Origin of the sequence: Akkermansia muciniphila, assembly GCF_030848305.1 — a bacterium.
GTDB classification, from domain to species: Bacteria; Verrucomicrobiota; Verrucomicrobiia; order Verrucomicrobiales; family Akkermansiaceae; genus Akkermansia; species Akkermansia muciniphila_A.
Window position 1 is genome coordinate 2129586 of record NZ_CP114598.1, and the last position, 13197, is coordinate 2142782.

Below are 13197 nucleotides of genomic sequence, written 5' to 3' on the forward strand. Positions count from 1 at the left end.
TGGCGGAGAGAAGGATTAGCGTGAAAATTTACGGGATCTTCTGGCAAAAAGGGCCCGGAGAGGAGGCATGAAGTTTTCCGTGGTCTGAAAGTCCAGGAAGTCGATGCCCAGACGGCGGAAATCCTGCGTCCATTTTTCACGGTGCAGATGCACGGCGTTGGCGTGGGCTTCCCGGACATCCTGGCGGGAAAGGTTCAGGAACATGCTTTTTCCGGTTTCCGGGTCTTTCAGGATGACGCGCCCGGCGTCAGGCAAATGCAGTTCCATCGGGTCTGCGATGCGGATGGGGATGAAGTCGTGCTTGAAGTTGAGTTGCCCCAGGGCGGCTTTGTTGGTCTCGCCCCAGAAGTCACTGATCATGATGACCATGGCCGCTTTTTTCTGGGAAAGGACAAGCTGCCGGGCTACATCGGAAATGTTCTGGTCGGCCCCATCGTTTTTGCTCGCTACGATTTCGCGGACGATGCGCAGGGTTTGCTTCACTCCCTTGGCCGGGGGATGTAATGGGAGCGGCTGTTCCCGTAGATAAGGAGACCGCATTTATCCCCGCTTTGGGCAGCGCTGAAAGCGAGCACTGCCGCTACTTCCGCCGCATAGTCCAGCTTGGAGACGCGGGCCGCGGAAGAGGCGTAATGCATGGAGCCGCTGACGTCCACCGCCAGAATGACGGCCTGTTCCCGTTCCTCCCGGAAACGGCGGACAAATGGGGAGTTCATCCTGGCCGTCACTTTCCAGTCAATGAAGCGGGGGTCGTCCCCCGGCATGTATTCCCGGAAGTCGTCAAAGTCCAGCCCCTGCCCGCGGAAGCCGGACTGGTATTGCCCGGCGAAGTTTTCCGTGGCCAGATGCCTGGCGCGCAATTCAATGCGGCGTACGCGCTTGAGAATGTCTGAGGCTTTATCCATGAAATGATTCTCCCTGTTTGGGTTCAATCAGGTTTCGGCAAGGCGCCCCTCGGGGTCTGAAGGATCAAGGCGGATGCGGAAGCGTGCGCCTCCTGCCGTCACGGCACGGGAACTTTCGTCAGGATGTGGTCGATGACGTCGTCCGTGGAAATATTTTCCGCTTCTGCCTCATAGGAAAGCAGGATGCGGTGGCGCAGGATATCGTGGGCCAGGTCTTTGATGTCCTGTGGAGTGACGAAGGAACGATGGTGCATGAAGGCATTGGCGCGGGAGGCCAGAGCCAGGTTGATGGTAGCGCGGGGTGACGCCCCTGCGCGGATGAGACCGCGCAGCTTCACGTCCACCGTTTCCGGGAAACGGGTGGCGCGCACCAGGTCCACGATGTAGCCGCGTACAGCGTCGTCAATATAAATCTGGTTTACCAGATCGCGGGAGGCCGCCACCTGCTCAGGCGTGGTGACCGGGGAGGTTTCCGGCGGTTTGGCGGAGCTGGCCATGAGGTCCAGAACCTGAAGTTCTTCTTCGCGCGTTGGGTAGGTGACCAGCACCTTGAAGAGGAAACGGTCAAGCTGGGCTTCCGGGAGCTGGTAGGTGCCTTCCTGGTCAATCGGGTTTTGTGTAGCGAGCACCAGGAAGGGATCCGGGAGGCGGTAGGTGGTTTCGCCCAGGGTCACCTGGCGTTCCTGCATGGCTTCCAGCAGGGCGGATTGCACTTTGGCCGGGGCGCGGTTGATTTCATCCGCCAGAATGAGATTGGCGAAGACCGGGCCTTTTTTGGCTGTGAACTGCCTTTCTTCCGGATTATAGATCATGGTGCCCAGCAAATCCGCCGGAAGAAGGTCCGGAGTGAACTGGATGCGGGCAAACTGTGCATGCAGCGTGCCCGCCATGGCTTTGACGGAAAGCGTCTTGGCAAGGCCGGGAACGCCTTCCAGCAGAACGTGCCCCTTGCAAAGAAGACTGAGTATTAATCTGTCCACAAGCGCCTGCTGGCCGATGACCACTTTACCGACCTCCGTTCTGAGAGCAGAAATCCACGATGAGTTCGCGGCGATAATTTCGTTGAATTCTCGGGTATCCATGATTCTTGATAGCGGTGAGACAGTATGCCGGGCATTTACGTTGAAAAAATCCTATTATTTCCCAAGGGCAAATCCGGTTTTCAACAGGAGGTCTTCCCGGAAATGGGGCGCCATTATCTGAAAGCCCACGGGAAGTTCCATGCCGTTTTCCTTAACGGTTCCGCAGGGAATGGACATGGCGGGGAGGCCGGCCAGGTTGGCGGGGATTGTGTAGATGTCCGCCAGATAGGTCTGGAGGTGGTCCATCGCGGAATCTCCGATTTTGGGAGCGGGCGCGGGAGAGGTAGGGCCTACGATGATGTCCGCCCTGGAAAAAGCTTCCGCAAAGTCTCTGGCGACCAGGGAGCGGACTTTTTGAGCGCGGGAGTAGTAGGCGTCATAGTAACCGGAGCTGAGCACGTAGGTGCCCAGGATGATGCGGCGCTTGACTTCCGGCCCGAATCCTTCTTCACGGGTGCGTGAGAAGAGTTCCACCAGTCCGGCGGCGTCTTCCGCTCTCTTGCCGTAGCGCACGCCGTCAAACCGGGAGAGGTTGGAAGACGCTTCCGCGCAGGCGATGATATAGTAGGCGGCGACGACGGCGTCCGCGTGGGGCAGATTGATTTCCACCAGCTCCGCACCCAGGTTTTCCAGCTGTTTCACGGTGTTTTGCACAGCCTCGGAAATGCCCGGATGGTTGCCGGAGGTAAAGTATTCTGAAGGGATGCCCACTTTCAGACCTTTGACGTCGCGGCCCAGCGCGGCTTCAAAATCCGGCACGGGGCAGTTTGCGGATGTGGAGTCTTTCCGGTCGTGTCCGGAGATGGCCTGGAGCAGGATGGCTGCGTCTTCGACTGTTTGGGTCATGGGGCCGATCTGGTCTAGGGAAGAGGCGAACGCCACCAGCCCGTAACGGGAAACGCGCCCGTAGGTGGGCTTGAGGCCCACAATGCCGCAGTGCCCGGCCGGCTGCCGGATGGAGCCGCCCGTGTCGGAACCGAGTGCGGCAATGGCGGTAGCGGATGCGACGGCGGCAGCGGAGCCGCTGGAGGAACCGCCCGGGATGCGGTCCGGGGCGTTCGGGTTGCGCGTGATGCCGTAAGCGGAGTTTTCTCCGCTGGCCCCCATGGCGAATTCATCCATGTTCGTGCGGCCCAGCGGAATGCCGCCCGCTGCTTTCAGCAGGCGGATGGAAGTGGCGTCATAGGGAGAGACATAAGGGGAAAGAAGGCGGGAGGCGCAGCGCGTCGGCTGGCCCAGGACATTGATGTTGTCCTTCACGGCGATGGGGATACCGGCCAGGGGGCTGGAAATATCCGCCCCAGCCGCGGCCCGGAGGGCTGCTTCGCGGTCAAAGGAGATATAGGCGTTGGTTGTCCGGTCCGCCTCAATGGCGTCCGCCGTCAGGTTGACCAGTTCGGCAGGGGAAAGTTCCTTGCGGCGCAGACGGTCGCGCCACTGGGCTAGGGTGCCTTGAATTCTTGACATGGGAGGGAAAAGGTAAAGACGGTTGAAACGTGAAAAGAGACGGGAAGGTCAGGCGGATTCCACCACCTTGGGTGTGCGGAACTGTCCTTGGGACTGCTGGGGGGCATTGGAGAGGGCTTCTTCCTGGGTGAAGCCGGTTTCAGGAATGTCTTCGCGCATGACATCCATTGCCGGGAGAGGATGGTTCATGGGGGCGATGCCCGTGACATCGTAGGATTCCAGCTTGGTGATATAGGCCAGGACTTTGTCCAGATCCTTGGAGAAGAGGGCTGTTTCTTCCTCTGTCAGATCAATGCGCGCCAGTTTGGCAATGTAGGCTACGTCTATTTGGGGCGTGCTCATGGTATAATATAGGAAAGGTGCGGAAAAGAAGGGGGCAGGGTCCTCCTACTGCTGCTCCAGCAGACGGACGATCCAGCAGAAGGAGGCGGCGATGGCGCAGACCAGCAGGCCCAGCAGCATGAAGTTTTCACGCAGTTCCCGCCTCATGTTGGTGGCGCGTCCGTCACGGGCCACTACGGCACGCAGAGCCCGGTTTTGGTTGCCTTCCCGAACGCGGTCGGGAGGCGGCATGGTATTGCGGTCCAGGCGCATGCGGGTCTGCTGGGCCGGGCGTTTGAGAGAGGCTTCCAATTCCTGGATGCGGCTCTCAATTTCCCGTGAGGCGCGATCCAGTTCTGCCAGTTCTGAGGAACGGCGTTTGGTTTTTCTTTTAATCATGATGCGGAAGGGCTGAAAATCCAGATGAAAAAGAGAATGATGAGGGCAATCAGGAGCAGGGGAAGATGAAAGGAAAGGCCCTGGAGGAACTGGGTCATGAATTCGCGGGAGCTGATGCGCACTTTGCTGGAGCGGCGCACCCCGGTGAGCACTTTGGTATGCTGCATGCGCGCGCACTGCTGGACAGCATCCGCGAATTCCTCCTCGCAACGGTCAATGACCTGCTGGCCCTGGCTGATCAGGTTGTCCGTATTTTCAATAGGCCATTCGTCCGGACGCACGGTGCTGAGCATTTTCAGGCTGCGCGTCAGCGCCATATGGATTTGTTCCAGTTCATTGCTTTCCTGGCGGAGGCTTTCCACTTCCCGGCCGATGAGGTCTGTAGCGTTGACCATGCGGTCGCCCAGCTCATTCTGCTGGTCCATAAACCTGGCTTTGCGCATGTGGCTTTCTTCCAGGCGGCGGCGGGAGTTTTCCACTTCCTCCTTTTCCTTCCGCAGCTGTTCCAGCCTTAGCTGGGCCTGTTCCATATCGGCGTCCATCTGATCGTCTGCCTGGGAATTGTAGCCGGGTTCGGCGTCCATGCGGCGGTATTGAGGGTGACTTGGTCTCATATGCGGAAAAAATAATGCAGGCCGGCGTAAGGGATTGCAGCGTTTCCACTCCTTTTTGCCGGAGCGGGGAACGCCTGCGCGTGCTATTATTTAACTTTCACAAAATAAATCAAGCCAAGAAGAAGGCAGGGAAAGATTTTCCGGATGCTTTCCCGGCAGGAAGTTCCCCGTTCCCGCAAAGGTGGAGGAGGCGAGCTTTTTTTTATGGTCAAAGGCATGGATTTGCTGGTATGTAGGAAACATGCAGTCTGACACGGTAGAATGTAAGCCGACCATGTGGTTTACCGGCAGGGCGGTTATCATGGCTCTCATGTTTCTGGGGTTCGGAGTGTATTTTTATTATGATGCGTCCACCGGATACCCTCAAAAAAATCTGGAGTTTTTCATGCACAAGGCGTTCGTGGACGCTGGAGCCGTGTTTGACCGCGAGGTGAGCGGAAAAGGGGCGTCTGCAGAGGACTGGGAGCGCATTGTTCTGGCGCGCACCGTGAAATTTCCGGAGGGATACGAGATTCCTTCCGACGTGGACCGGAACGCGATGCCGTGGCCTGACATTTTGGCGGATTACAGTCTGATGTCCGCTCCCGGCAAGGGCTGGAGCGCTGCCTGGCAATCCTATTCCGGAGAAAAGCACTATCCCATCAAGCCGGTGGACCATCCGTATGACGCCTCCAAAATTTTTGAGCAGTGGGTGGCCGGGTGCATTTGCATGGCGCTTGCCATGGTGGCTCTGTTTTTCCTGGTGAGAACGCGCGGCAGGAAAATGTCCCTGAACGGGGAAGAGGTGACGGCCGCCGGGGTGGTTTTCCGCGTGGATGACATTGCCCGTCTGGATTTGCGCAGATGGAAACTGAAAGGGCTGGCCATAGCGACGCTGAAGCCGGAATGCGGAGGCGCCCGAATCAGGCTGGACGGTCTGACTTACGGCGGTTTCCGGAAGGAGGATTCTCCCCATAACGCGGAAGATTTCATGAAGGCTCTTTTGTCTCTCTACAGAGGAGAAATAGTGGATTATGAAGAGATTCCCGATGCCGGCGGGTCGCCTGCCCGGAAAGAGGACGAGGAACGTGCCGTATGAGCGGGTCTCTTCCACCGGAAAAGGGCGCTAATGACCGCGCGTTTTGCGTCGCCTGCTGGACGCTGGGGGGGCTGGCGTTTGTCCTGTTGTTGATGGTGGGCGTTTCTTTCAGCCTGTCTGTCCGTACCATGGTGGTGGAAAAAGTGGTGGAAAAGCCTGTCCCCGTTCCGGCCCGGGAGAAACCGGAGAGCCCGGGCGGAGCCATTGAGGATGGAGCGGCTGAGGAGACGGCACATAGGGTGAACGCTCCGGCATCCCCTTCTGAAAAGCCCCGTTCCGTGGAAGAAATGCTCCGGGAAGCCGATTTGTCAGATCCGGCAGCCGATTCAGTTCCGGTTGCCGCGGCTGTTGCGGGAGGGGGGGGCGCCTCCAGCGGGGCATCCCTTCCCGCCGAGAATCCGGATGATGTGATGCCCCCCATGACGGAGGAAGTGGCGGAGCTTGTCAAGGCGGCCCGGTACGCCCAGATTGAAGGAGACCTTAAAGTGGCGGTCGTGAAGCTGGAGCAGGCCATGAGGCTGGAACCTGATAATCCGGTGGTGCTTTATTATTACGGACTCACCTATGAATGGCTGAGGAACGCGGATAAGTCACGGGAGTTTTTTCTGAAAGTATATACCCAGCGGGAGAAGGCGGGAAAATATTTTGCGCGTGCGGCGCGGCACCTCCAGGCCGGCTTTTCCAGCCCGGCGGATTTGCGGGGGGATATGTCCTTCGGCACTATTCTGGAATACCGGGATCCGGAATGCCCCGCCGGGGAGCGCGTCAAGCTGATGGTGCCTATTCTGATGAAGGACGGCCTGAATGTCAGGCCGGAGGATTTGCGCGTCATTGTCCAGTTTTTTGACAAAGTGAATGGGAAGAAAGTGGAAAAGACGCACGCGCCCGAACCTTCTTCCCGATGCGTTACGGAACCTGCGGATTGGGCGGACGGTGAGGAAATCATGGAAATAACCTACTACATGCCCCCTTTGACGGAAGAAGAGACGATCGCTTATGGAAGCCTGAAGTATTACGGATATACTGCTAAATTGTATTACAAGGGAGAACCGATGGATTGCCATGCTTCCCCGCCCGTGCTATTTTTACTGGAACAGATGAATCAGAGTTCCCCTTCCGGACTGCCCGAGATTTATGACGGCGGCTTGCTTCCCCCTGTAGAAGCGGCTCCGGTTTCTGATTCTTATGAATCCCTTTTGCCTCCCTGATGCCTGATTTGTCCATGTTTGACCTTCCCCACAATTTTGGCGACTACACGCTGGTGGCATTCATTGGCCGCACGCGCGGTGGGATTCTTTATCAGGCCATCCAGCAGGGCATGGACCGTTCCGTGTTCCTGGAGCTGCTGGATCCGGGCAATCCGGAGGGTGTAGGCGTGGAGGATTTCCTGATGAAGGCCCGCACGCGCGCCGTCATCAATGCTCCGGTGCTGGGCACCGTCTATGAAGCGTCCCAGGCCCAGGGGTACTGGTTCGTCACCAGCGAACAACTGGGAGGCGCGTCCCTCCAGGCCTTGCTGGACCGCGGGCAGACCCTGTCCATGAAGGATTTGCTGAAAGTGATTGAAACGGTTGGCAATATGTGCGGCAGGTATGAACGCCTGCGGACCGCTTTCAATATGATGGAGCCGCGTCACATTTTCCTGGATGACAAGTCCTCCGTGCGGCTGATGAATACGGCCGTGCCCGGTGACTTTCACGAAGAAATATCCCGAACCCAGATGAAGCGCCTGGGCGTTGACCTGCCGCCTCTGGTGACGCCGGATGTGCCCGGAACCACGCGGCTGCGTACCCTGCTGGAATGGATGAGGGAAGGGCAGAACGGAAAGCCGATGCAATGGGACCAGGTTATGGAGCTGGTTGCTGCGGTCCGTGAGCAGCTGGGGCTTTCCCCCCGGGTGACCACCCACCGCTATACCGTCCCCACGGAATCCCGCGGAAAAGCCGGAAAACGGCTGCTTTGGTCCGGAACGGGCCTGCTGGGCGCGGGAATAGCCGCGGCTGCCGTTCTTCTGTTGTTCCCCCGGGAAAAGGAACCCGTATCCTGCCCCCATGTTCCGTCTCCTAAACATTATCCCGATTTTTCCGCCAGCGATCATACGGAAGTCCGCGTAACTCTTCCCGGAGGCGGGGAACTGATTGTGGGGGCCCATGAAATTACCCTGGAATCCTACCGCCTGTTTTTGGAACAGTGGGTACGCCTTACTCCGGAGCTGAGGGAGGAATATTCCCATCCGGACCAGCCGGACAAGAGGACTGCCTCCCATATTCCCCGGGACTGGGAGGCTATGTGGAAGGCGGCTTCCATGCCGGGAGGCAAATGGAAAGGCAGGAAAATAACGCCCCGCTCTCCCGTCGTCAACGTTACTTTCTGGGATGCCTGGGCGTATGCGAAATGGAAGCCCGTGGCCCCTGGAGAACCGCGCTACCGCCTGCCTGAGCGTGGGGAATGGATGGCCCTGGGAAAGATGATGGAAACGGGTGAAAAGGGTGACAAGACGCTGGTGATTGACAGATACAGCAATGATTACGATTTAAAGACCGGCGTATGCGGCATGGCTTCCGGCGTGATGGAATGGACTTCCTCCATGGAAAAGGATCCTGCGCGCGTGAAGGAGCCTCCGGGGCCGGTGGCCTGCGGCGGAGACTGGAGGCAACCCGGCATCTCCAACCGGGTGGAATACCTGCGCTCCCGCGGTGAAAGCCGGGACAACCTGGGGTTCAGAATCGTGCGGGATATCCGCTGACTTGTTTAATAACAATACTTAACATACCAATATCATGAAACATATCCTTGCCATGCTGCTGGCCCTGCTGGGCGCGTCCGGGGCCCTGGCCCAGATTTACGTGAAAGTCGTTCCGGAAAAGAAGACCTTCCTCAGCGGGGAAGCCATGTATATGAGGCTGACCATTACCAACAATTCCGGCGTGCCCGTGGAACTGAAAAGCCGGGAATATTCCTCCTGGCTGGATATCCATGTGGAGCATTCCACTGCGGGGACGGAGCTCCCCCAGTCCAAGTTTGCCCTGTTCCCGCCTCTCAAGGTTCCGGCCGGCATGAGCGTTTCCCGCAAGATTGATCTGCGCCATTTCTATGACTTGTCCCGTGAGGGCAACTACCATGTGCAGGCCGTTGTCAAAATGCCCAATCAGAAGGACATGTTTGCTTCCCAGAAATCCCTGTTTGCCGTCCGGACGGGAACGCCCATGTGGTCCCAGACCGTAGCTATTCCGGCCAGTGCCAAGCGGTGCACTTTTTCCATTTGCACCATTGCCGTGCGGGGGATCCAGAAGTTGTATGTGCAGACGAAGGATCCGGATACGGGAGTGGCCTACAATGCCGTGTGCATCGGGGACTGGCTGGGGACCACGCGTCCGCAGTGCATGGTGGACGGCAAGGCGAATGTCCATGTCTTCTTCCCAACTACTCCCATGCTGAGCGCGTATTCCCGCATCAACTACCGGGGAACGATGGAGAAGCTCCAGTACTATAAAAAGGTGGTGGGAGCTCCCTCCATGATCTTTCTCCCGGACGGTAGCGTGCGTGTGACGGGAGCCGTCCATTATGATCCTACCGTGAAGCCCAAGACGGTTCCGGATGCCGCTGACGTTCCCGGCATGTGAATCCGTCCGGGTTTCCTGGGAGCCATGCAGGGAACAGGAAAAGGCAAATGCGCTGCTTCTCCCGTACGGGAAAAAGGAGATATTCCGGTATTTCCCTGAGTTATTTTTCCGGCTGAGGCGCGTTTTTCAGGATGTTTTGCACGCTTTTCTGCACCAGGCTGACGGGAAGGGCGTAATTTTCCGCCCGGTTCACTCTGGCGATGTTCATGCCGATGAGTTCCCCTTTGAGGTTGAGCAGCGGGCCTCCCATCAGCGTGCACCGGGAAGGGGTGTCATGCTGGAGGACCATAGGAAAATCATCCCTGCGTTTACTGAAGCCGCCGCTGATCAGGTCATTGGAATCCTCAGGAACGTTTTCTCCCAGGGCCTGACGTCTGGAACCCAGCGTGATGGTGTAGGATAACCTTTTATCCTTGCGTTTGACGTCCAGCGTCACTTTTTCCCCCACTTTTTTCCCGGACAGGATGGGGGAAACGGCATTCAGCGCAGTAATGGGCGTGCCGTCCACCGCCAGAATCTCATCTCCGGCCATGGCTCCGGCCTGGGCCGCGGGTCCGTCTTTGATAACTTCCTGAATGGAACAGGGGGCGCCGAAGACGACGCCCAGATAGGCGGTATCTCCGTTCGGGATGGGGCGCCGCGCCGCGCTAAGGGTTCCCAGCTGGGGCCGTCTGGAAGTACGGGTGGTGGAACCGTTGCTTACCACCAGGGTTCCCATGGCTGCATCATTGCTGACGGAGCCGGGGGCGCGCAGGCCTGAGGCTTCCACTTTCACTACCGCGATGTCTGTGGACGGGTCCGAGCCAATTTCCCTGAACTGCCCATATTTGGAAGAACCTACCCGGATAGTCAGATCCCTGTAGGAATGGAGTTCCGAGGCCTTGGTGGCGATATAGCCGTCCGGGCTAAGCACAATGCCGTAAATCACAACATCATGACCGGAAAAGAAAACCGCGCTCAAGTCCTGAAGACGTTCGCGGATGGGTTCGATGATTTTCAGAACGGCTTTTCCGTTGATTCTCTGTTCAAAATCCAGGCTCCCGCTGTTTCTTGCCGCCAGAGCGGGATGAAACAGGAAGAAGGCCAGGGGAGACAGGCAGACGCAGAAAGAACATTTCATGATGGCTTAGGGGTGAATGGCTGGCTGTCCTGTTCCGGTGCCGGCGTCAGGGAGGGCTTTTCTTCCGCTGCCTCCTCCGTCAGAGCATCGAAATCCTTCATGGGCACGTGAAGATTGTCTTCAAGACCGGAACCGACCCGGCTGTGAATGCCAATCAGCTTTCCATCCAGATTGAAAAGAGGTCCGCCGGAATCTCCGCGAATCAACTTGCAGTCCGTCTGAATGACGCCGTCTTTGAGGGAAACCACCCTTCCCAGGCGCACCATCGGGCCGCGTTTCCGATCCAGACCTCCGCCGTGCCCCAGCGCGAATACCCAGTCCCCCACACGAGGCATTTCTTCCGCTTTTTCCACGCAGGGCAGGTCCCTGTCCAATTTGGACGTGGTTTTGGCCATGCCTGCATCCGAATTACTGTTTTGCGCCGTAGTTTTTCCAGGCAGGCACGTTCCATCCGGCAGGATGATTTTGAGCGTAGTGCCTTTTTTGTCCACGACGTGGGCCGCTGAAAAAACCAGGCCTTTTTCCGAAACCAGGATGCCGGAGCCGCTGCCGTTGTTGATTTCAATGCAGACCAGGGCGGGGAGTACCCGGGGAAGCATTTGCTGAAGCCGGTGTTCAATTTGCCGCAAGTCTTCTATGGATTGCGGGGTGGAAGCCAGGAGGCCGGCTCCATCAGCGGATTGTGCCGGAGCTGGCGGAACCAGTAATGCCGTGCCGCAGAGAATGGCGGAAAAACAGGGGAGCCGGAGAGCCGGGATCATGGTTGCCGGGGATTATTGCTCAGAGACGGAAGTTTCCGTCTTCTGCTGCTGGTCTTCCTGTCCTCCGCCCACCAGGGAATCATGGTAATATACGCCGATAAACAGGCCTGCCAGCGTAATAAGGGTAATGAGGAGTTCTTTCATGCCGTCACAGCATAGAATGCGTCCTTGCATCTGACGAGAGAATTTCATTGATAAGCCGCATTTTGATGCAGTTCGGCAGAGCGTGGGATGAATGCGGATGAGGAAATAGACAAAATAAAGGTTGCTTTTTCCCGTGACAGGCGTATAAATCTGTCAGCGGCCATTTCCGGTTCGCTGGCTCATTTAAAGCGGATGTAGCTCAGGGGTAGAGCGCAACCTTGCCAAGGTTGATGTCGTGGGTTCGAATCCCATCATCCGCTCCATTTTTTATTCCGGCTGGTTTGATGCGGGAATAACGGATTTGCCTGAACAGCGGTGTTTCCGCTTCATTGTTTGAAAGAGCGGAGAAAGGATATGGCGGTTTGTTTATCCTTGCAACGGTGAAACAAGAGCCGGATATCTTGTTTGCGACGAAGTTTTATGCGCTGTCCCGCCTTTGTTGCTCTCCACCGGAAGGCGAGGAATTATTGCGGAAGACCGTTTTCCTGAATGACGGGAGTTTTCTTTGGAAGGACTTTTCTTTTTAAGAACAGCGCCGTCAAATATTTACGGACCGGTTCATCATAGAGTTTCAGGCAGAGCCAGGCCAGCAGGATGCTTCCAATGACGACGGTCAGAGCCCCGGGAAGGGAGGCCGGGAAGGAAAGCTTTTCGTTTTTCACCCATGCATAGTACAAGTAGATGAACGGGTAATGCACCATGTACAGGGGGTAGGAGATGTTGCCCAGGAAACGGCATATTTTATCCGTACGGGGGTCTGTTATTTTACCGAAAGCGCCGAAGAGGAGGATGAGCGGGAAAAATACCGCGAAACACGCTGTTTCATAGAGGCTGTTCATCCAGAAAGCATTTTGTCCTCCCAGCCGGGGAACGGCCAGCAGAATGGCAAGAGACAGTCCGCACAACCAGAAAGAGTTCCTGACGTTGAACGGTTTGAACAGCCGGAACAGGAGCAGCCCGGCTGAGAAGGAGTACAACAGGCGCAGGGAGCCGCCCGTCCATTCCGTGCCGGTCATGGAGAATCCGGAGCATATGTCTCCGTTGGGGCCCCAGAAGCTGAAGGAGGCAAGACCGCATCCGGCCGCGACAACCAGTATTGCCAGGGAGCGGGTGGAGAGTTTCCGGATGAAGAGGGCATAAAGAAGGTTGCCGATGTATTCAAAGAACAGGGACCAGCTCGGGCCGTTGAGCGGGTACATTTCTCCCAGACCCCGGATTTCCATGCCGGGAGGTGACGGAATGAGCAGAATGTTGACGAAGGTGGCGGCGAACAGGGAAATGACCGCCACCTGCGATACGTCCCATACGGGGCAATCCTGGAAATAGAAGATGAGCGCGCCGATGAGCGCCCCTATCGCCACCATGGGCTGCAGGCGTATAAGGCGGCGTTTGAGGAATTCCCGGGTCGTCATCGTTTTCCAGCGGTTGTCGTAGGCGTAGCCGATGACAAAGCCGGAAAGCATGAAGAAGAAATCGACGGCCAGGTAGCCGTGGTTGATGATTTGGTCCACATGGCTGGTGGCGTAGGCTTCAAAGATGTGGAACCATACGACGACAATGGCGGCCACGCCGCGCAAGCCGTCAAAAATGTGGTAGTGGTGTTTTTCACTGCCTGGGGGAATGGGCGGATGCTGCGTTTTCAACATGAGAGAAGCTGTTGTTCGATGCTGTTTTTGTTTTAAG

Annotated in this window: 16 protein-coding genes and 1 tRNA gene; 5 read left to right on the top strand and 12 right to left on the bottom strand. The window is 57.3% G+C overall.

Translation table 11 applies throughout. The features are described from left to right. Nucleotides 1–15 precede the first annotated feature (15 nt). The 8 genes from O4G22_RS09275 to O4G22_RS09310 form a co-directional block, all read right to left on the bottom strand. Nucleotides 16–483 carry a hypothetical protein gene (locus tag O4G22_RS09275; RefSeq protein WP_306713872.1) on the bottom strand — a complete coding sequence of 156 codons (468 nt, stop codon included), beginning with the start codon at nucleotides 481–483 and terminating at the stop codon, nucleotides 16–18. After that, nucleotides 480–905 (bottom strand): DUF58 domain-containing protein, encoded by a 426-nt coding sequence (locus O4G22_RS09280; RefSeq protein WP_306713873.1) that lies wholly within the window; start codon nucleotides 903–905, stop codon nucleotides 480–482. Before O4G22_RS09280 ends, O4G22_RS09275 begins: the two co-directional genes overlap by 4 nt. A gap of 98 nt (nucleotides 906–1003) precedes the next feature. Beyond that, nucleotides 1004–1987, bottom strand: coding sequence for an AAA family ATPase (locus O4G22_RS09285; RefSeq protein WP_094136259.1), 984 nt, complete (start codon nucleotides 1985–1987; stop codon nucleotides 1004–1006). Nucleotides 1988–2041: 54 nt separating this feature from the next. Then, on the bottom strand, nucleotides 2042–3454 hold the full coding sequence (gene gatA / locus O4G22_RS09290) for an Asp-tRNA(Asn)/Glu-tRNA(Gln) amidotransferase subunit GatA (RefSeq protein ID WP_297546898.1): 1413 nt from the start codon (nucleotides 3452–3454) through the stop codon (nucleotides 2042–2044). Nucleotides 3455–3502: 48 nt separating this feature from the next. Continuing rightward, nucleotides 3503–3796, bottom strand: coding sequence for an Asp-tRNA(Asn)/Glu-tRNA(Gln) amidotransferase subunit GatC (gatC, locus tag O4G22_RS09295; protein WP_012420815.1), 294 nt, complete (start codon nucleotides 3794–3796; stop codon nucleotides 3503–3505). Between the two features lie 45 nt (nucleotides 3797–3841). Continuing rightward, on the bottom strand, nucleotides 3842–4174 hold the full coding sequence (locus tag O4G22_RS09300) for a hypothetical protein (protein WP_094136257.1): 333 nt from the start codon (nucleotides 4172–4174) through the stop codon (nucleotides 3842–3844). Then, complete coding sequence (locus O4G22_RS09305) at nucleotides 4171–4758, bottom strand: hypothetical protein (RefSeq protein WP_290487850.1); 588 nt, start codon at nucleotides 4756–4758, stop codon at nucleotides 4171–4173. Before O4G22_RS09305 ends, O4G22_RS09300 begins: the two co-directional genes overlap by 4 nt. Before the next feature lie 120 nt (nucleotides 4759–4878). After that, nucleotides 4879–5091, bottom strand: coding sequence for a hypothetical protein (locus tag O4G22_RS09310; protein ID WP_143245588.1), 213 nt, complete (start codon nucleotides 5089–5091; stop codon nucleotides 4879–4881). Between O4G22_RS09310 and O4G22_RS09315 the strand changes: the two genes are divergently transcribed. Genes O4G22_RS09315 through O4G22_RS09330 form a run of 4 tightly spaced genes read left to right on the top strand, consistent with a single transcriptional unit; the run spans nucleotide 5090 to nucleotide 9489 of the window. Then, nucleotides 5090–5866, top strand: coding sequence for a hypothetical protein (locus tag O4G22_RS09315; RefSeq protein WP_300772237.1), 777 nt, complete (start codon nucleotides 5090–5092; stop codon nucleotides 5864–5866). The genes O4G22_RS09310 and O4G22_RS09315 overlap by 2 nt on opposite strands. After that, a complete protein-coding gene (locus O4G22_RS09320) occupies nucleotides 5863–7074 on the top strand; it encodes a tetratricopeptide repeat protein (protein WP_094136253.1) in 1212 nt (403 codons plus the stop codon). Before O4G22_RS09315 ends, O4G22_RS09320 begins: the two co-directional genes overlap by 4 nt. Next, a complete protein-coding gene (locus tag O4G22_RS09325; RefSeq protein ID WP_306701624.1) occupies nucleotides 7074–8612 on the top strand; it encodes an SUMF1/EgtB/PvdO family nonheme iron enzyme in 1539 nt (512 codons plus the stop codon). The genes O4G22_RS09320 and O4G22_RS09325 overlap by 1 nt, the downstream gene beginning before the upstream one ends. 34 nt (nucleotides 8613–8646) lie before the next feature. After that, on the top strand, nucleotides 8647–9489 hold the full coding sequence (locus O4G22_RS09330; RefSeq protein ID WP_297546910.1) for a hypothetical protein: 843 nt from the start codon (nucleotides 8647–8649) through the stop codon (nucleotides 9487–9489). A gap of 100 nt (nucleotides 9490–9589) precedes the next feature. On the opposite strand, the gene O4G22_RS09335 is transcribed toward O4G22_RS09330, so the two are convergent. Genes O4G22_RS09335 through O4G22_RS09345 form a run of 3 tightly spaced genes read right to left on the bottom strand, consistent with a single transcriptional unit; the run spans nucleotide 9590 to nucleotide 11514 of the window. Next, complete coding sequence (locus O4G22_RS09335; protein WP_306701625.1) at nucleotides 9590–10609, bottom strand: S1C family serine protease; 1020 nt, start codon at nucleotides 10607–10609, stop codon at nucleotides 9590–9592. Beyond that, nucleotides 10606–11370: a S1 family peptidase gene (locus tag O4G22_RS09340; protein WP_290487862.1), complete on the bottom strand. Its 765-nt coding sequence runs from the start codon at nucleotides 11368–11370 to the stop codon at nucleotides 10606–10608. The genes O4G22_RS09335 and O4G22_RS09340 overlap by 4 nt, the downstream gene beginning before the upstream one ends. Nucleotides 11371–11382: 12 nt before the next feature. After that, on the bottom strand, nucleotides 11383–11514 hold the full coding sequence (locus O4G22_RS09345) for a hypothetical protein (RefSeq protein WP_256943693.1): 132 nt from the start codon (nucleotides 11512–11514) through the stop codon (nucleotides 11383–11385). 188 nt (nucleotides 11515–11702) lie between these two features. Here O4G22_RS09345 and O4G22_RS09350 point away from each other — a divergent pair. After that, nucleotides 11703–11777: transfer RNA gene (locus tag O4G22_RS09350), tRNA-Gly, on the top strand. Nucleotides 11778–11978: 201 nt separating this feature from the next. On the opposite strand, the gene O4G22_RS09355 is transcribed toward O4G22_RS09350, so the two are convergent. Then, nucleotides 11979–13160 carry an acyltransferase family protein gene (locus O4G22_RS09355; RefSeq protein WP_306701626.1) on the bottom strand — a complete coding sequence of 394 codons (1182 nt, stop codon included), beginning with the start codon at nucleotides 13158–13160 and terminating at the stop codon, nucleotides 11979–11981. Between the last annotated feature and the right edge of the window lie 37 nt (nucleotides 13161–13197).